At 69.2% G+C, this 17,432-nt stretch carries 15 protein-coding genes; 7 read left to right on the forward strand and 8 right to left on the reverse strand.

Annotated elements, in window-relative coordinates:
• The first annotated feature begins 103 nt into the window (after positions 1 to 103).
• Complete coding sequence (locus tag AC5W7N_RS15960; RefSeq protein WP_490724809.1) at positions 104 to 2,224, forward strand: thioredoxin domain-containing protein; 2,121 nt, start codon at positions 104 to 106, stop codon at positions 2,222 to 2,224.
• Positions 2,225 to 2,401: 177 nt separating this feature from the next.
• Here the strand turns inward: AC5W7N_RS15960 and AC5W7N_RS15965 are convergent, their stop codons facing one another.
• The 4 genes from AC5W7N_RS15965 to trhA all read right to left on the reverse strand — a co-directional run bounded on the left by AC5W7N_RS15965 (position 2,402) and on the right by trhA (position 5,900).
• Entirely contained in the window at positions 2,402 to 3,307 is a 906-nt protein-coding gene (locus AC5W7N_RS15965; protein ID WP_195019991.1) for a phosphatidylinositol mannoside acyltransferase, read from the reverse strand.
• Positions 3,304 to 3,471 (reverse strand): hypothetical protein, encoded by a 168-nt coding sequence (locus AC5W7N_RS15970; protein ID WP_163815097.1) that lies wholly within the window; start codon positions 3,469 to 3,471, stop codon positions 3,304 to 3,306. The genes AC5W7N_RS15965 and AC5W7N_RS15970 overlap by 4 nt, the downstream gene beginning before the upstream one ends.
• Positions 3,472 to 3,616: 145 nt before the next feature.
• Complete coding sequence (locus tag AC5W7N_RS15975) at positions 3,617 to 5,200, reverse strand: adenylate/guanylate cyclase domain-containing protein (protein ID WP_490724808.1); 1,584 nt, start codon at positions 5,198 to 5,200, stop codon at positions 3,617 to 3,619.
• A 76-nt stretch (positions 5,201 to 5,276) separates the two neighbouring features.
• Positions 5,277 to 5,900 (reverse strand): PAQR family membrane homeostasis protein TrhA, encoded by a 624-nt coding sequence (gene trhA, locus AC5W7N_RS15980; protein ID WP_163815195.1) that lies wholly within the window; start codon positions 5,898 to 5,900, stop codon positions 5,277 to 5,279.
• 235 nt (positions 5,901 to 6,135) lie between these two features.
• Between trhA and AC5W7N_RS15985 the strand changes: the two genes are divergently transcribed.
• Positions 6,136 to 6,924 (forward strand): isoprenyl transferase, encoded by a 789-nt coding sequence (locus AC5W7N_RS15985; RefSeq protein ID WP_081597448.1) that lies wholly within the window; start codon positions 6,136 to 6,138, stop codon positions 6,922 to 6,924.
• Positions 6,925 to 6,953: 29 nt separating this feature from the next.
• Here AC5W7N_RS15985 and coaA read toward each other — a convergent pair whose 3' ends face one another.
• The gene (coaA, locus tag AC5W7N_RS15990; RefSeq protein ID WP_163815099.1) at positions 6,954 to 7,886 is read right to left on the reverse strand and encodes a type I pantothenate kinase; all 933 of its coding nucleotides are present in this window, start codon (positions 7,884 to 7,886) and stop codon (positions 6,954 to 6,956) included.
• Positions 7,887 to 8,066: 180 nt separating this feature from the next.
• Between coaA and AC5W7N_RS15995 the strand changes: the two genes are divergently transcribed.
• Both AC5W7N_RS15995 and glyA read left to right on the forward strand, forming a co-directional pair.
• Positions 8,067 to 9,272 carry a DUF885 domain-containing protein gene (locus tag AC5W7N_RS15995; protein ID WP_495921820.1) on the forward strand — a complete coding sequence of 402 codons (1,206 nt, stop codon included), beginning with the start codon at positions 8,067 to 8,069 and terminating at the stop codon, positions 9,270 to 9,272.
• Between the two features lie 299 nt (positions 9,273 to 9,571).
• Positions 9,572 to 10,798, forward strand: a complete 1,227-nt coding sequence (glyA, locus tag AC5W7N_RS16000) for a serine hydroxymethyltransferase (protein ID WP_178128181.1) — start codon at positions 9,572 to 9,574, stop codon at positions 10,796 to 10,798.
• Between the two features lie 167 nt (positions 10,799 to 10,965).
• On the opposite strand, the gene AC5W7N_RS16005 is transcribed toward glyA, so the two are convergent.
• Positions 10,966 to 12,165, reverse strand: coding sequence for an FAD-dependent monooxygenase (locus AC5W7N_RS16005; protein WP_195019989.1), 1,200 nt, complete (start codon positions 12,163 to 12,165; stop codon positions 10,966 to 10,968).
• A 109-nt stretch (positions 12,166 to 12,274) separates the two neighbouring features.
• Between AC5W7N_RS16005 and AC5W7N_RS16010 the strand changes: the two genes are divergently transcribed.
• Positions 12,275 to 13,057 (forward strand): TetR/AcrR family transcriptional regulator, encoded by a 783-nt coding sequence (locus AC5W7N_RS16010; RefSeq protein WP_195019988.1) that lies wholly within the window; start codon positions 12,275 to 12,277, stop codon positions 13,055 to 13,057.
• A gap of 12 nt (positions 13,058 to 13,069) precedes the next feature.
• Here the strand turns inward: AC5W7N_RS16010 and AC5W7N_RS16015 are convergent, their stop codons facing one another.
• Positions 13,070 to 13,507, reverse strand: a complete 438-nt coding sequence (locus AC5W7N_RS16015) for a DUF6841 family protein (RefSeq protein WP_194992014.1) — start codon at positions 13,505 to 13,507, stop codon at positions 13,070 to 13,072.
• A gap of 80 nt (positions 13,508 to 13,587) precedes the next feature.
• Here AC5W7N_RS16015 and AC5W7N_RS16020 point away from each other — a divergent pair, with 80 nt between their 5' ends.
• Positions 13,588 to 14,007: a limonene-1,2-epoxide hydrolase family protein gene (locus AC5W7N_RS16020; RefSeq protein WP_194992013.1), complete on the forward strand. Its 420-nt coding sequence runs from the start codon at positions 13,588 to 13,590 to the stop codon at positions 14,005 to 14,007.
• A gap of 104 nt (positions 14,008 to 14,111) precedes the next feature.
• Here the strand turns inward: AC5W7N_RS16020 and AC5W7N_RS16025 are convergent, their stop codons facing one another.
• Positions 14,112 to 15,395 (reverse strand): GAF domain-containing protein, encoded by a 1,284-nt coding sequence (locus AC5W7N_RS16025; protein WP_194992017.1) that lies wholly within the window; start codon positions 15,393 to 15,395, stop codon positions 14,112 to 14,114.
• 156 nt (positions 15,396 to 15,551) lie between these two features.
• Between AC5W7N_RS16025 and AC5W7N_RS16030 the strand changes: the two genes are divergently transcribed.
• Positions 15,552 to 17,369 (forward strand): NAD(P)/FAD-dependent oxidoreductase, encoded by a 1,818-nt coding sequence (locus tag AC5W7N_RS16030; protein WP_195019987.1) that lies wholly within the window; start codon positions 15,552 to 15,554, stop codon positions 17,367 to 17,369.
• Positions 17,370 to 17,432: the final 63 nt, after the last annotated feature.

The raw sequence follows: 17,432 nt of genomic DNA on the forward strand, positions 1-17,432 counted from the left end.
TCCCACTCGGGGCGCAGGGATTCCCGCAGATGGGGAGCGCCCGCTTGCGTCCGGTAGGGAGTGGACCGTGTTTTGCGGGGTTCAGGTGTGGAAGGCTGGCACTGTGAATCGATTGGCCACCGCGACTTCGCCGTATCTGCGTCAGCACGCCGACAATCCGGTGCACTGGCGGGAATGGGATGCCGAGGCGCTGGCGGAGGCGGCGGCGCGGGATGTGCCGATCCTGCTGTCCATCGGGTACGCCTCCTGCCACTGGTGCCATGTGATGGCGCACGAGTCGTTCGCCGATCCGGAGACGGCGGCGCTGATGAACGACAACTACGTCTGCATCAAGGTCGATCGCGAGGAGCGGCCCGACCTGGACGCCGTCTACATGAACGCCACGGTCGCCATGACGGGCCAGGGTGGTTGGCCGATGACCTGCTTCCTCACCCCGGCCGGCGAACCGTTCTACTGCGGCACCTACTACCCGAAGGTGCCGCGCGGCGGGATGCCGTCGTTCCAGCAGTTGCTCACCGCGGTCGCCGACACCTGGCGCAACCGGCGCGACGAGGTGAATCTGGCCTCCTCGCAAGTGGTGGAGGCGCTGCGCGGGCAGGCGAGCGGGCTGCCCGACACCGAGCTGACCATCACGACCGAACTGCTCGATCACGCGGTCGCGGCGGTGCTGCGCGACGTCGACGAGCAGCACGGCGGCTTCGGCGGCGCACCGAAATTCCCGCCGTCGGCCCTGATGGAAGGGCTGCTGCGCGGCTGGGAACGCACCGGCGACGACACGATCCTCGACGTGCTGCGCCGCACCGGCGCGGCGATGGCGCGCGGCGGCATCTATGACCAGATCCGCGGCGGATTCGCGCGGTATTCGGTCGACGCCGCCTGGGTGGTACCGCATTTCGAGAAGATGCTCTACGACAACGCCCAGCTGCTGCGCGCCTACGCCCACCTGGCTCGACGGGTGCCCGACGACGATCTGCCGCATCGCGTCACCGGTGAGATCGTGGAATTCCTGTGCGACGACCTCGGCACCGAGCACGGCGGTTTCGCCTCCGCCCTCGACGCCGACACCCACATCGCGCCCGGAGAGCCGGGCATCGAGGGGGCGACGTACGTGTGGTCGCCCGCCGAGCTGGTCGCCGCGCTCGGCCCCATCGACGGCGCGTGGGCGGCCGAGGTCTTCGGCGTCACCACCGCTGGCACCTTCGAACAGGGCACCTCGGTGCTCACCCGCTACACCGACCCGGACGACACCGCCCGATTCGAGCGGATCCGCTCGGCCCTGCGTACCGAACGAGCCCGCAGGCCGCAACCGGATCGCGACGACAAGGTGGTCACCGCTTGGAACGGCATCGCGATCACCGCGCTCGTCGAAGCCGCCACCGCGCAAGACCGGGACGACTGGCTGGCAGCTGCGGTGCGCTGCGCCCGGTATTTGCTGGCCGAACACGTCGTCGGCGACCGGGTGCTGCGTGCCTCGCTCGGCGGTCAGGCAGGCGCGGCGCCCGGCGTGCTGGAGGATTACGCCTGGCTGGCCACCGGCCTGCTCGCGCTGCACCAGGCCACCGGTGAGCGCGAATGGCTCGAGCATGCGCAGCGGCTGCTCGACGCGGCCATCGAGCATTTCGCCGATCCCGAAGCTCCCGGCAGCTGGTTCGACACCGCCGATGACGCCGAAACACTCGTCGCCCGCCCGCGCGACCCGATCGACGGCGCCACGCCGGCCGGCGCCTCCTCGCTGGCGGAGGCGCTGCTCACCGCATCGGCCTGTAGCGCCACCGACCGGGCCGTCCGCTACCGCGACCTCGCCGACCGCACCCTCGAGCGCGGGACAGTGGTGCTGGCGAAGGCCCCGCGCTCGGCCGGCCAGTGGCTGACCGTGGCCGAGGCGGCGTTGCACGGGCCGATCGCGATCGCCATCGCAACCAACGACCGCGCCCTCGATCAGCGCGCCGAGCAGTCGGAAGCGGTGAGTACCCGCACCGTAGTTCGCGACGGCGGTGCGGGGGCATCCGCCCAGTCGGACCTCGCTGCCGCCGAGCTGCTGAGAGCTGCCCGTTCCACCGCACCCGGCGGTGCGATCATCCTTGCCGCCGAACCGGATTCGGTACCGCTGCTCGCCGATCGCCCCACCGTGGGTGGCGCGGCCGCGGCATACGTCTGCCGCGGGTCGGTCTGCGATCTACCGGTCACCACCGCCGAGGCGCTTCGGGAGTCGTTGAGCCGCTGATGGTCCGGCCCGGGCGGCGGGGGCCGGAACCCGTCGGCCGTGGGCGATGCGGTCGCGGGCGGGCGTCCCTCCGGGGCGTCGATTGGGTGTCGGGATTTCGCCGCCGTGGTGATGAGCGTGATGGTCAGCGGCCGAAGCTGTGCCCGGTGGTCGAGGCTGTGCGCCGGTGCCGTGCGGTCACCGTGCCTGGGTTCGCCGCTGTTGCTCCCGCGCCTGATGATCGGCCGTCCACAACGGTTGCAGCATGTGCCAATCCGCCGGGTGCTCGGCGATTGCGGTGGCGAAGGAGTCGGCCAGCGCCTGAGTGGTCGACTGCACCCCGCCGGTGGTGTCGAGCGGTGCGCCGACGCTGAACCCCCAGCCGTCGGTGGTGAACCAGCAGTGCACCGGTAGCAGCGGCGCGCCGGTGTCGATTGCGAGGCGGGCCGGGCCCGCGGGCATCTGGGCCGGTTCGCCGAAGAAGGTGACCGGCACACCCCTGCCGGACAGGTCGCGCTCGCCGAGCAGGCACACCACGCGCCCCTGCCGGATCCGCTCGGTCAGCTGCGCGAACGGCGGCGTCGCACCGCCGGTGAGCGGGATGATCTCGAAACCGAGACCCTCACGGAAGCGCACGAACCTTCGGAACAGCGATTCCGGCTTCAGCCGCTCGGCGACCACGGTCGGCGCACCGATCCGCTGCACCACCCACAGCCCCGCCAGATCCCAGTTGCCGCTGTGCGGTAGCGCCAGCACCGCGCCGCTACCGCTGTCGACCGCGGCGCGCACGTGCTCGAGCCCGGTGGCCGAGGATTCGATGATGTCGGCCACCGCAACCGGATCCATGGACGGTAGCCGGAAGGCTTCGCACCAATAGCGCGCGTAGGAGCGCATGCTCGCGCGCATCAGTTCGTCGGGCACCTGCTCCGGCGCGGTGCCGAGCACCCGAGCCAGGTTGCGCCGCAACTGATCAGGGCCGCCGTCGCGGACCGCGCGATCGGCGGCACGGTCGAACATGCCGCGCGCCCACCGTTGCGGCAGCGCCCGCACCAGCCCCCAGCCCGCCGCGTACCCGAGGTCCACGGCCGTGGCTTTGAGATTCATCGATCACCGCCGGCTGTGCCGCCGGCCTCATCGCTGGGTGCGGAGCCGGAACCCGCGCTGCTGAACACCGGCGGGACGGCGGCGCTGTCCTCGGCCGAGGCGGAGGTGGGGGTGGTTTCGTCGAGATGACTGAACAGGCTCGACGGCGAAGATTTTCGATTCATCCCTGAAGTGTCCTCTCGGTAGGTGAACCGTGGGCGTCCGGCTGTCGTTTCGCCCCGTTTTCCGGCCCGATTGGGCGGGTCCGGCGGCCTGAACACACGGGCCGGGTCCGCGTCTCGGGCCTGTCGGCCGGGCCCGGCTCCCGTTTCAGCCGGGGCCGACGGCCGGCCGCCGGTCGGGGTCGGGCGTGCGGCGCGGCGGGTCGACGGGGGCTGCGGCATCGTCTGCGCCCGGGCCGGGGACAGGCGTTTGGTCCTGCGGCAGATCGGTCCACGAGGGTGTCGGGTCGCTCATACCGCGCAGCGGCAGTTCACCATAGGGCTCCCATTTGGCGCGCTCGTGCGGCGCGGCCGCCTCGATGACCGACTCGCTCACCAGGATTCGCCGATGCACGGCCTTGGCGGCGGTGGTGAGTCGTGCGGCCTCGTTGACGGCGTCCCCGATGACGGTGAACTCGAGCCGGGTGTCGGTGCCCACGTCACCGGCGAACACCTGGCCGCGTCCCACTCCGATGCCGATATCGAGTTCGCCGGTGGCCAGCACCTCGTCGCGGATGCGGCGGGCCGCGCGCAGCGCCGGGGTGGCGTTGTCGCGCAGCGCGATCGGCGCACCGAAGATGCACAGCGCGGCATCGCCCTCGAACTTGTTGACCAGTCCGTTGTTGTCCTCGGTCGCCGCGACCACGATGGACAGCAGCCGGTTGAGCTTGGCCACGAACTCCTGCGGCGGCAGGCCGGTGGAGATCTCCACCGAGCCGGTCACGTCGACGAACAACGCCGACACCACGCGCACATCGCCGGTCAGATCCACCCCGCCGGCCAGCGCCCGCTCGGCCACCTCGTCGCCGACGTGCCTGCCGAACACATCGCGCATCCTGGTCCGCTCCCGCAGCGCGGCGGCCAGTTGATTCACCGAATGCTCCAGCCTGCCGATTTCGCTGGCGCTGTTCACCGACACCCGGACGTCGAGATCGCCGTGGGTGATCCGGTCCAGGGCCAGCCGCAGCTTGCGCATCGGGGCGGCCACCGCGCGGGCCAGCGTCGCGGTGGCGAGCGCGCCGACGATGATGCCGAGCGCGGCCACATAGATGCCGGTGCGAATGCGATCGGACGGCCCGGACACCGGATCGGCGAGCACCACGATCAACATCGACAGCGGCATCGCCCCCGACACCGCCCAGGTGAGCACCACCCGGACGAAGACCGTCGAACTCCAGTGCATGGTCGCGCCGAGCACCCCGGCCACGATCGGAATGGTCGGGCGGATCAGCCGGTCCACGATCAAGAAGGTGAGCCCGGCCGATTCCAGGCCGCCGATGACGAACATCGACGCCATCACCGCCAGATCGTCCTGCTCGGTCACCCTGGCCAGCACGATCGCGGCGATGATCACCCCTGGCAGCCACAGCGCCAGGGCGCGGGTGGTGATGGCGATCGGCAGCCGCAGCAGCCGCCTGGCCTCGTCCGGCGTGGGTTTGCGGGTCTGGTCGAGCCAGGCGAAATAGACGGTGCGGTCGCGGATGGCCAAGGCGATGCCGACCAGGAAACCGATGGCCGGGTAGATCGCGACGACGGCGAGCGCGCGCAGGATGTCGGGTCCGAGCCGGTCGAAGAACCCGCCAAGCCACAGCTGGGTGACGATGACGGCGAGACCACTGAGATTGCAGGTGATCACCACCGCGGCCAAGCCCCAGCGCGCCCGGAGCGCCCAGACCACCAGACGGGCGATCATGGCGTGCGCTCGGGCTGCGCGATGCTCATTGCGGCAGCGACTGACACGAACGAGCAGCATAGAACGCCGGAGGCGGTCAGCGCAGCAGCACCAGCCAAACCGCAACGTAGTGCGCAAGGGCCGCGAGCACCGTCGCGGCGTGGAAGAACTCGTGGTGACCGAACACCTCCGGCCACGGATTCGGCCATTTGGTGGCGTAGAGGATGGCGCCGCCGCTGTAGATGAGGCCACCGATCAGCAGCAGGATCAGCGGGGCGAGGCCGACATTGTCGTAGAGCTCGCCCGCCACTGGCACGATCGCCCAGCCGAGCAGCAGATACAGCGGAACGCCGACCCAGCGCGGCGCGGTCGGCCACAGCAGTTTCAACGCGACGCCGGCCAGCGCGCCGGCCCACACCACGATCAGCAGCGTACGGCCGGTGGCGCCGGGCAGGCCGAGCAGCGCGAACGGGGTGTAGCTGCCGGCGATGAACAGGAAGATCATCGAATGGTCGGCGCGTTTCATGCGGATGCGGGCGCGCACCGTCTGCCAGGTGACGCGGTGATACACCGCGCTGACGCCGAACAACAGGCACACGGTGAGGCCGTAGACCAGTGTCGACCACACCGCCGTCGCCGACACCGTGCTCGCCGCTCCGACCAGGGCGATGACCGCGATCGCCGCGATCCCCACGGCCCAGGTGTGGATCCAGCCGCGCATGCTCGGTTTGACCAGTGCGGCGAGCGCCTCGGCGGGATTGATGGCGTCGTCGGCGGCGTCGTCGGCCGCGGTGCTGTCGTGCAGGCGGGGCGTGCCGGTGGCATCGACCGGGTCGGTCACGAACTACCTCCTGAGTTAACTCGCGAGTAACCTACGGAACCGTAGGTTGCCGGTCCGATCGTCACTGTACCGGGAAACGCGGCCGATGCCGCCGACAACGTGACGAGGCGTACTGTTGGACGCCGTGGAGTTTCCGAGTCGGGTGCGTGGCTTTCCGTATCGCGTCTACGAGGCCCGGCTGGCCAAGCAGCTGGCAGGCAAGCAGCATCCCCGCCACGTTGCGGTGATGTGCGACGGCAATCGGCGCTGGGCCAGGGAAAACGGCTTCACCGACGTCAGCCACGGGCACCGGGTGGGTGCGCTCAAGATCGCCGAACTGGTGGGCTGGTGCGAGGCCGCGGGCATCGAGATGGTCACCGTCTACCTGCTGTCCACCGAGAACCTGCGCCGCGATCCCGAAGAGCTGGAGACGCTGTTCGAAGTGATCACCGACGTGGTCGAGGAACTGTCGGCGCCGGACCAGAACTGGAGTGTGCGACTGGTCGGCTCGCTCGACGGATTCCCCGAGCTGATCGCCAAGCGCTTGCGCACCGCCGCCGAACGCACCAGCGGGCGTAACGGGGTGCACGTCAACGTGGCCGTCGGCTACGGCGGCAGGCAGGAGATCACCGACGCGGTGCGCTCGCTGGTCCGCCAGGAGATCGCGGCCGGGGAGACCGGCGAGGATCTGGTGCAGTCGATCACCGTCAACGCCATCGGCCAGCACCTCTACACCTCCGGCCAGCCCGACCCCGATCTCGTCATCCGCACCTCCGGTGAGCAACGGTTGTCCGGGTTTCTGCTGTGGCAGAGCGCGTATTCGGAGATCTGGTTCACCGAGGCGTACTGGCCGGAGTTCCGGCGGGTGGATTTCCTGCGGGCACTGCGTGATTTCGCGGCGCGGCACCGGCGATTCGGAGTCTGAGCAGCGCCGGTTCCGCGCTGCGGCACCGCTCACAATTTCCGCAACCGCAGCCGATTGATCGTGTGGTCGGAGTCTTTGCGTAACACCAGCGTCGCCCGCGGGCGGGTGGGCAGGATGTTCTCCACCAGATTCGGCCGGTTGGTCGAGTTCCAGATGTCCTTGGCCGCCGCCGTCGCCTCCTCGTCGGTGAAGCGTGCGTAATGGTGGAAATGCGCCTTCGGATCGGCGAACCCGGTCTTGCGCAGGCTGAGAAACCTTTGCACATACCAGTTCTCGATGTCCTCGATGCGGGCGTCGACATAGATGGAGAAGTCGAACAGATCCGACACCATCAACCGCGGCCCGGTCTGCAGGACATTGAGGCCCTCGACGATGAGGATGTCGGGTTGACGCACGCAATGGAACTCGCCGGGCACGATGTCGTAGGAGATATGCGAATACATCGGCGCGCACACTTCCGGCGCACCGGATTTCACCTCGGTGACGAAACGCAGCAGTTTGCGGCGGTCGTAGCTCTCCGGGAATCCCTTGCGATGCATGATGCCGCGGCGGGTGAGTTCGGCAGTGGGGTAGAGGAACCCGTCGGTTGTGACCAAATCCACTCGCGGATGGTGATCCCAGCGCGCCAGCAAGGCCTGCAGCACGCGCGCGGTGGTGGATTTACCCACCGCGACACTGCCAGCCACACCGATCACGAATGGCACCTGCTGGTCCGGATGCTTTTCCCCGAGGAAGGTCGCGGTGGCCGCGAACAGCCGCTGACGTGCGGCGACCTGCAAATGAATGAGCCGGGCGAGCGGAAGATAGACCTCGGCGACCTCTTCCAGATCGATCTGTTCACCGAGACCGCGCAGGCCGCGTAGTTCTTCCTCGGTGAGCACCAGTGGAGTCGATTTCCGCAGTGTGCGCCACTGTTTCCGATCGAATTCCACATAGGGGCTCGGCTCGCTCATCCGTGCCACTTACCCGACGCTCCATTCCGGCAAACACGCACACATATCGCACCGGCGCTGTGAGATTCGGACTATCTGTGGCCGCATGGCTGAATTCTGCGCCTCGCCGCCGCACACCGGGAAAAGGGGGTCGCCTACCGGCCGGTAACTCTCGGCGTCGCGCTGGTGGACCGGCTATCGTCGGCTGCCATGGAAGCGCATCCGCTCGTGACCGATTACCTGCGGCTCGGCCTGGCCTTCGACCGGCTCGAAGCGGGTTTCGTCGACGCGTTCACCGGCGATCCCGCACTGCGCCGGGAGGTCGAGAACGGGCCCGCGCCGCAGCCGCGCGAACTCGCGCGACGAGCCGCGGCCCTGCGCGCCGAACTGCCGGGGGCGGGGCTGGCGCCCGAACGTACCGAGTTCCTCGATGTGCACCTGCGCGCACTGGAATGCTCGGCGCGCAAGTTCGCCGGTGACGACATCGGTTTCATCGACGAGGTACGCGCCTACTTCGATGTCGACATCGCGCCCGGCGATGAGGCCGACTACCGCGACGCACACCGCAAGATGGACGAGGTGCTGGCCGGCGACGGACCGCTGGCCGAACGCGTCGCCGCGCACCGCCAAGCCGACGAGATCCCGCCGGAGCGGCTGGCCGCCTGCGTGGAGGCGTTCTCCAGCGCGCTGCGCGAGCTGGTGCGTGAGCGCTATCCGCTGCCCGACCATGAGCACGTCACCTACGAGATCGTCGGCGACAAGCCGTGGTCCGGCTTCAACTACTACCTCGGCAATTTCCACTCCACGGTCGCGATCAACTCCGACCTGCGTCAGCACAGGGCCAACCTGCCGCGGCTCATCGCGCACGAGGCCTACCCGGGCCATCACACCGAGCACTGCCGCAAGGAGGCCGGGCTGGTGGCCGCCGGGCAGGCCGAGCAGACGCTGTTCCTGGTCAACACCCCGCAGTGCCTGATGGCCGAGGGCCTGGCGGATCTGGCGCTGGAGGCCATCGTCGGGCCGGGCTGGGGCCGCTGGGCGCAGGAGATCTACGCCGATCTCGGCCTGCGCTTCGATGGCGAACGCGCCGAACGGCTGTCGCAGGCTTCGGCGCAGCTGCTCGGGGTGCGCCAGGACGCGGCGCTGCTGCTGCACGATCGCGGCCGCGACGCCGACGAGGTGGCCGAGTTCCTGCAACGCTGGAACCTGACGACGCCGGAACGGGCTCGCCAGTCACTGCGCTTCCTGTCCTCGCCGCTGTGGCGGGCCTACATCAGCACCTACGTCGAGGGCTACCGGCTGCTCGGCGGCTGGCTGGACGGCGCAGCGGGCGCCGATGAGCGCGCCGACCGGTTCCGCCGGTTGCTCGACGAACCGCTCACGCCGGGGGCGGTGCGGGCGATGCAGCCGGCCTGAACTGCCGGAGTTGCGCGCCCACGGCCGGGCATGCGGGGATCTGCCGAACCACCGAGCGCACGTCGCTGGGTCCGCCTGATCCGGCCAGGCGCCATCAGATCGAACGCGGCCGGGCGGAGTTCGGATGAAACCGGTCCCGATGTTCCGCGGCGGAATCGGCGCGGAAGGGCGCGCGATGTGCTATCAGACCCCGTGCCCGTCCGGGCCGCGGGAGCCAATAGACTGTCCGGGTGACGCAGACGACCGCTTCTGTCAATACCCAGTCTCTCGGTGAACTCGATCCCGAGGTCGCTGCCGCGATGGCAGGAGAGCTCGCCCGCGAGCGCGACACCCTCGAGATGATCGCCTCGGAGAACTTCGTGCCGCGCGCGGTTCTGCAGGCGCAGGGCAGCGTGCTCACCAACAAGTACGCCGAGGGCTACCCGGGCCGTCGCTACTACGGCGGCTGCGAGCACGTCGACGTCGTGGAGAACCTGGCCCGCGAACGCGCCAAGGAACTGTTCGGCGCCGAGTTCGCCAACGTCCAGCCGCATTCGGGCGCCCAGGCCAATGCCGCGGTGCTGATGTCGCTGATGAACCCCGGCGAGAAGCTGCTCGGGCTGGACCTGGCCCACGGCGGCCATCTCACCCACGGCATGCGGCTGAACTTCTCCGGCAAGCTGTACGAGGTCCACTCCTACGGCGTCAGCAAGGAAGATCACCGCGTCGACATGGACGAGGTGCGCAAGATCGCCCTGGAGGCGCGGCCGAAGGTGATCGTCGCGGGCTGGTCGGCCTACCCGCGGCATCAGGATTTCGCCGCCTTCCGGGAGATCGCCGACGAGGTCGGCGCCTACCTGTGGGTCGATATGGCGCACTTCGCCGGTCTGGTCGCGGCCGGGCTGCACCCCTCGCCGGTGCCCTACGCCGACGTGGTCTCCTCCACCGTGCACAAGACCCTCGGCGGCCCGCGCTCCGGCCTGATCCTGGCCAAGCAGGAGTTCGCCAAGAAGCTCAACAGCTCGGTGTTCCCGGGCCAGCAGGGCGGGCCGCTGATGCATGCCATCGCCGCCAAGGCCGTCGCGTTCAAGATCGCGGCCACCGCCGAGTTCGCCGAGCGGCAGCAGCGCACCCTGTCCGGCGCCAAGATCCTGGCCGAGCGCCTGAGTGCCGCCGACGTCGCGGGCAAGGGCATCAGCGTGCTCACCGGCGGCACCGACGTGCACCTGGTGCTGGTGGACCTGCGCAACTCCCAGCTCGACGGTCAGCAGGGCGAGGATCTGCTGCACGAGATCGGTATCACGGTCAACCGCAACGCCGTTCCGTTCGATCCGCGCCCGCCGATGGTCACCTCCGGTCTGCGCATCGGCACCGCCGCCCTGGCCACCCGTGGCTTCGGCGATACCGAGTTCACGGAGGTCGCCGACATCATCGGCACCGCACTGGCCGGTGGTTCGGATGTCGAGACGCTGCGCGGCCGGGTCCGCAAGCTGGCCAACGACCTGCCGCTGTACCAGGGTCTCGAGGACTGGCGCCTGCTGGGCTGAGATCCCGCCACGTTTTCCGGACGCCGCGCCCGCGATCGGCACCTGCCGAATCGTGGGCGCGGCGCCGTTTCCGGGCGGCGATGTGCCCACGGGGTCCTGCGCCCGCGCGGACCATCGGGTGCTCATCCCGCTCGTGGCCCGGTCGCGTCCGATCGACCGCATCCGCACTACCGCTCGGCCGAATCCGCACCGGCGGCGACCAGGGCCGGGTAATCGCGCAGTTCGATATCGTTGGCGCCCTTGTCGCCGAGCTTCACCATCAGCCCGAACAGCGGCGAGTTCAGGAACCAGTCGCGCGCCCGGGTGCCGAAGGCGGTCTTGGGGGCCAGGAAGCGGCCAGGATTGCTGGAACCCGCGATCTTGTTGTAGCGCCGCATGATCTCGTCGTAGCGCGGGAAGGCCGCGGTGTGATCGCCGCCGGCGACGGCGAGTTCGCCCGCGAGCACATAGGCGCCGACGACGGCGAGCCCGGTCCCGAACCCCGCGAGGGTGTTGCCGTAGCCGGCGTCACCGACCAGCGCGACCCGCCCGCGCACACACGAGGTCATCTCGACCACGCTCAGCGAATCCAGGTAGACGTTCGCCGCCTCGTCCAGTTCGGCGAGCATCCGCGGCACCTCCCAGCCGACGCCGGCGAAGGCCTGCTTCAGGATCCGGCGCTGCGCCTGCTCGTCGTCGCGAGCGTAATCGAGTTCGGGGGAGGCGAACATGTACATCTGCTCGGCCTTCGGTCCGCCGCTGACGGCGAGTTTGCCCGGCGCGTTATGGGCGTAGGCGACCTCGCGGCGCGGCTCGCCGGTGCGCCGGGACCCGATGCCCGAATTGGCGAGGGCGTAGTAGTAGCCGCGGTGACGGACGTAGTCGCGTTCGGGTCCGAAGGTGAGCGCACGGACCCGTGAGTGCACACCGTCGGCCCCGAAGACCAGATCGAAGGTGCGGGCCGGTGCGTGTTCGAACTCCACCCGCACACCGTCGGCGGTCTCGGTGAGTGCGCTGATCGAATCGCCGAAGAGGTAGGTGCACCGCTGACTGGTGCGCTCGTACATGAGCGCGGCCAGATCGCCGCGCAGAATCTCGAGGTCACCGCCGGTGAAATCGCCGGAGATGACCGAGCGGCGCTTGCCCGCCGCGTCCACCAGCACCATGTCGGCGCCGCCGGTGCGGCGTGCACGCACGGCGTCGAGCAGGCCCATGCGCTCGAGCACCGTCAGATGGGTGGCGCCCTTGAAATCGACGGCCTGGCCGCCGGGGCGCAGCTCGGCAGCGCGTTCGACCACGGTGACGTAGAAACCGTAGCGATCCAGCCAGTAGGCGAGGGCCGGCCCGGCGATGCTCGCGCCGGAGATGAGGACGGTCTTGTTACGCATGATGGCTCCTTCAACGAATAGCGTCCATCGGAAACTGTTTCCTGCGGACGCGGATGAGCGTATGGTAGACACAGTTTCTGGTCAACTCCTTTCCGGAAAGGACATCGCGATGCCGGCTCCGACCGTGGTCGAACTGCTCTGGGGCACCGGGCGGCAGGCCAAGCGCGGCCCGAAACCGTCGCTGTCGCTGGAGGCCATCGTCGGCGCGGCCATCGAACTGGCCGACGCCGAAGGGATGGCGGGGGTCTCCATGCAGCGGGTCGCCGAACGGCTCGGCTACACGAAGATGTCGCTGTACCGCTATGTGCCGGGCAAGGCCGAACTGGCGGCGTTGATGCTCGAGCAGGCCCTCGGCGCACCCCCGGATATCGCTACGGCCCAGGCGCTTTCCGAGGAGGCGCCGTGGCGGGCCGGGCTACGCCGCTGGACCGAGGAGATCTTCCGGCGTTACCGGGCGCACCCGTGGTCGCTGGAGTTGTCCGCCGGGATCCGGCCGATGGGGCCGAACGAACTCGGCTGGCTCGAGGCCGCCCTGTCGGTGATGGCGGGAATCGGCCTGACCGGCCCGGAGCGGCTGGACACCGTCGTCGTGCTCAACGGTCATGTGCGCAGCCTCGCCCTGCAGAACGGTGACACCGCCGCCGACGGGATGGAGGAGCAGTTGATGCGGCAGATGGCGGAGGTGATGGAGGCGGCGGGAGACCGATATCCCGAGGTCGCCGCGGCCATGGGTGAGCAAGCGGGCGGCGCGTCGGCGCGCGACGACGCCTTGAACTTCGGCATCGACCGCATCCTCGACGGACTGCAAGCGCTCATCGACCGCCGAGCGGATCGGGTTTCCGGCCACGCGAGTCGGCCGAGCCGCCGTCCGGATCGAACGCGGCCTTCGTGACGAGCCTGCCCCTCACGTCCCGGGCAGCTGAATGCCCTTCTCCGCGGCCAGCTTGGTCAGCTTTTCCATCTCGTCGATCGCCACCGCGACATAAGCGTGCGGGCCGTCGTCGTCGCGGCGCAGCAGGTATTCGTAGTCGCCGTCGGTGAGCAGCTCGTCGGCGTCGTCGTAGAAATGCCAGCGCACGTGCACACGGGCGATGCTCGCCGTCAGATCGACGTGGTCGAGCAGCGTGTGGCCGACGCGCGCCAGGCCGAGCTGCTGGTAGAAGGGATAGGCCTGGGACAGCGCCTGTGCCAGCTCCGCGCGCGAATGCAGCGCGCCGACGAAGCCGTCGCTGACGATGGTGGCGGGCATGCCCCACAACGAGGCCGACCGTTCGGCATCGTAGGCCGACAGCGCGGCCTGATACTCATCCAGAAACGACTCGATCTCATCCCGAGTGGTCATAGCCCCAACGTATCGCCGGTGGGCCGAATCCGGAGGCGGAATGGGCCGCCTCCGGCGCGGGCACCGCCTACCCTCGATCCATGAGCGAAATCGAGCTGGAGCAGGACTCGATCACCACGGTGCGCGAATTCTTCGCCGCGCTGGAAATCGGCGCGGTGAGCGAGGCGCTGGAACTGCTGCATCCCGACATCGTCTGGAAGAACACCTCGCTACCGGACGTGCGTGGCGAACGCCGGGTGGCGCAGGTGCTGCGGGGGCTGAGCCGGGATCAGTTCGGTTTCGCCGCCATCATGCACCACATCGCCGCCGACGGCCCTATCGTGCTCACCGACCGCACCGACATCTTGCGCTTCGGTCCGGTGCGGATCTCCTTCTGGGTGGCGGGTACCTTCGAACTGCGCGACGGGCGAATCATCCTGTGGCACGACCACTTCAGCTGGGAGAACTTCCTGCGCGGAGTGGTCGCGGGGGTGTTCAAGGCCGTGTTCTCGCGCGGTTGAGACAGGGCACCGGGCGGGGTGTGGCGCCGGCGAAATCACCTCGTAGCGCCGCTGCCGAGGGCGAGGAAGCCGGTGCCCGGCGAGCGGTCGGCTTCGACAGCCTGTCAGCCGAGGCCGGTTCCCGCCGCGGCCAGCGCCCGAACGCCCGGGCTGGTGGAGCGCCGGACGAAGGCGCACTCGGCCAGCCGGTCGACGTCACCGAGGGTCAGGGTGAGCGTCACCGACGGCTCGAGCCGGTAAGGCCTGCTCTCGATGATCGAGCCGAGCACCCGCCGCAGCCGCGACAGTTCCGCCCGCACGGCCACCGCATGATCGGGATCGCCGTAGAGGGCGTGACTCAGATCGGCGACCGACATCCCGCGCCGCCCACGCAGATGCAGCAGCAGCAGGATCTCCGCATGCCGCACCGATAATGAACTGCGCCAATCGGATTCGCCGCCCACCGCGCTGACGACCGGCGTACCGGACAGGTCGAGGTTCATCCGGATCCCGGCATGCGCACCCGCCCCGAGCGGCCGCACCAGCCAACCGCCGCGCAACGGCTCCGCCGAGCAGACGCCGAGCCCCGGGACCTGCACCGCGCGTTCGGCATTCGGGATGGCGATGCGCTGCGGGGTGGCGATGCCGGTGGCGTGGGCCACCCAGCCGTGCTCGTCCACCAGCAGGGCGGGACCGTTCAGCGTGGACAGTGTGGGCATCGCGGTGCTGCGCAACCGTTCCAGCCGATCCTGCTGCAGCCGCGCGATCCGGCCCTCCGCCAGCCGTGCGCCCGCGCCGACCAGTGCGGTGAGCGCGGGATGCAGGGTCAGCGCGGGCCCGCTGACGTCGACCACACCCAGCAGTTCGCCGGTGCGCGGATCATGAATCGGCGCCGCTGTGCAGTACCACGGGTGCTGGGACTGCTCGAAATGCTCACCCGAGAACAGTTGCACCGGACTGGCTTCGGCGAGTGCGGTGCCGATGGCATTGGTGCCGACCACCGATTCGGTCCAGGTGGCGCCCTCCTGGAAACCCAGGCCATCGGCACGGTTGCGGACCCGCGGTGAGCCGGCGCGCCACAACACCACGCCGTCGGCATCGGTGACCACCATGATCAGCTGCGACGCATCCGCGACCCCGGCGATCACCTGCATCAACTCGCTGATCACGCCCGCCAGCGGCGACATCCGGCGGCGTCGCTCGACCTCGTCGAGCCCGAGCACGGTGCGGGCGTTGGGTTGGTCGGGTACCAGCCCCGCGGCCAGGACGCGCGACCACGAGCGCGCCACCAGGGTGCGCGGCCGCAACGGCGAACGTCCGCCGCTGATCACCGCGTCGTGCATGCGCACCAGGTCGCGGGCGTACCGGGGCAGGTCCGTCCCCGGTTCGATCGCGCCGAATTCGCCCACGACATCCATCCTGATCTGCTCGGTGCGCGCGGCCGGGCGAGGCTCGCGCGCCTCGCCGCGTGCGCACACCGATGTTGCAACGCCTTGCAACGATTGTGACACCGGATCCGGTGACGTGTGCTGTAGCTCACAGATCCGCTGGAGAAGGAGAATCCGATGACCCGGACACTGGAGCCGACGCCCGATACGCAGACACCGCAGCAGCGGGTGGATGCCTGGCTGCGGGACTTCGAGAGGGCGCTGGCGGACCGCGATGTGGAGGCCGCGGCCGCGATGTTCGCCCTCGACGGTTTCTGGCGCGACCTGGTGGCCTTCACCTGGAACATCAAGACCCTCGAAGGCCGCGAGGATATCGCCGACATGCTGCGCGCGCGGCTGAACGGCACCGATCCGGGCAACTTCCACACCACCGAAGAGCCCACCGAGGACGGTGGGGTGATCACGGCGTGGATCGGCTTCGAGACCGCCGCCGGCCGCGCGGTCGGGCACCTGCGGCTCAAGGATGAAGGCGCGTGGACGCTGCTCACCAGCCTGCGCGAACTCAAAGGGCACGAGGAGAGCAAGGGCCCGCGCCGGCCGCGTGGTGTGGTGCACGGCGCCGACCCGGACCGGGTGACCTGGTCCGAGCGCCGCGCTGAGGAGGAACGGGAACTCGGGCGCAGCCGTCAGCCCTATGTGCTGGTGGTCGGCGGCGGGCAGGGCGGGATCGCGCTGGGCGCGCGGTTACGTCAGCTCGGGGTGCCCGCGCTGGTCGTCGACAAGCACGAACGTCCCGGCGACCAGTGGCGCAAACGGTACAAGTCGCTGTGCCTGCACGATCCGGTCTGGTACGACCACCTGCCGTATCTGCCGTTCCCGGACAACTGGCCGGTGTTCACCCCCAAGGACAAGATCGGCGACTGGCTCGAGATGTACACCCGGGTGATGGAGGTGCCGTACTGGTCGAAGACCACCTGCACCTCGGCCACCTACGACGAGATCGCGGGTGAATGGGAAGTCGACGTCCTGCGCGACGGCGAGGCCATCGAACTGCGGCCGACCCAGTTGGTGCTCGCCACCGGCATGTCGGGTAAGCCGAATATCCCGAATTTCCCTGGGATGGACCGTTTCCGGGGCGAACAGCATCATTCGAGCAAGCATCCGGGCCCGGACGCCTACGCGGGCAAGCGCGCGGTGGTCATCGGCTCCAACAACTCCGCCCACGACATCTGCGCGGCGCTGTGGGAGGTGGGCGCCGAGGTGACGATGGTGCAGCGCAGCTCGACCCACATCGTGCGCTCGGATTCGCTGATGGAGCTCGGCCTCGGCGATCTGTACTCCGAACGCGCCCTCGCGGCGGGCATGACCACCGACAAGGCCGATCTGACCTTCGCCTCGCTGCCGTACCGGATCATGCCGCAGTTCCAGATCCCGGTGTACCAGGCCATCCGGGAGCGCGACGCCGAGTTCTACGACCGGCTCGAGCGCGCCGGTTTCCAACTCGACTGGGGCGACGACGGTTCGGGCCTGTTCATGAAGTATCTGCGCCGCGGCTCCGGGTACTACATCGACGTCGGCGCCTCGGAACTGATCGCCGACGGCAAGATCGCACTGGCCCATGGCGAGGTCCGCGAGCTCACCGAGGACGCCGTCGTCCTCGAGGACGGCACCGAACTGCCCGCCGATCTGGTCGTCTACGCCACCGGCTACGGCTCGATGAACGGCTGGGCCGCCGATCTGATCGGCCAGGACGTCGCCGACAAGGTGGGCAAATGCTGGGGCTATGGTTCCGGCACCACCAAGGACCCGGGCCCGTGGGAAGGCGAGCTGCGCAATATGTGGAAGCCGACCAGGCAGGAGGGGCTGTGGTTCCACGGCGGCAACCTGCACCAATCCCGGCACTACTCGCTGTATCTGGCGCTGCAACTCAAAGCGCGCTACGAGGGCATCCCGACACCGGTCTACGGGATGGGCCCGGTGCACCATCTGAGCTGATTTTCCGTCGACTGCCGCACCGATCCCCGGATCGGTGCGGCATGATGGAAGTAGTCGAAGATG

The sequence above is a fragment of the Nocardia sp. CDC519 genome (assembly GCF_059509835.1).

Coding starts and splice junctions, on each gene's coding strand:
- AC5W7N_RS16030 (WP_195019987.1), top strand. CDS start 15,552: ATGACCCGGACACTGGAGCCGACGCCCGATACGCAGACACCGCAGCAG.
- AC5W7N_RS16015 (WP_194992014.1), bottom strand. CDS start 13,507: ATGACCACTCGGGATGAGATCGAGTCGTTTCTGGATGAGTATCAGGCC.
- AC5W7N_RS16010 (WP_195019988.1), top strand. CDS start 12,275: ATGCCGGCTCCGACCGTGGTCGAACTGCTCTGGGGCACCGGGCGGCAG.
- glyA (WP_178128181.1), top strand. CDS start 9,572: ATGGCAGGAGAGCTCGCCCGCGAGCGCGACACCCTCGAGATGATCGCC.
- AC5W7N_RS15970 (WP_163815097.1), bottom strand. CDS start 3,471: ATGAATCGAAAATCTTCGCCGTCGAGCCTGTTCAGTCATCTCGACGAA.
- trhA (WP_163815195.1), bottom strand. CDS start 5,900: ATGCGCGGCTGGATCCACACCTGGGCCGTGGGGATCGCGGCGATCGCG.
- AC5W7N_RS15965 (WP_195019991.1), bottom strand. CDS start 3,307: ATGAATCTCAAAGCCACGGCCGTGGACCTCGGGTACGCGGCGGGCTGG.
- AC5W7N_RS15995 (WP_495921820.1), top strand. CDS start 8,067: ATGGAAGCGCATCCGCTCGTGACCGATTACCTGCGGCTCGGCCTGGCC.
- AC5W7N_RS15975 (WP_490724808.1), bottom strand. CDS start 5,200: ATGATCGCCCGTCTGGTGGTCTGGGCGCTCCGGGCGCGCTGGGGCTTG.
- AC5W7N_RS16005 (WP_195019989.1), bottom strand. CDS start 12,165: ATGCGTAACAAGACCGTCCTCATCTCCGGCGCGAGCATCGCCGGGCCG.
- AC5W7N_RS16020 (WP_194992013.1), top strand. CDS start 13,588: ATGAGCGAAATCGAGCTGGAGCAGGACTCGATCACCACGGTGCGCGAA.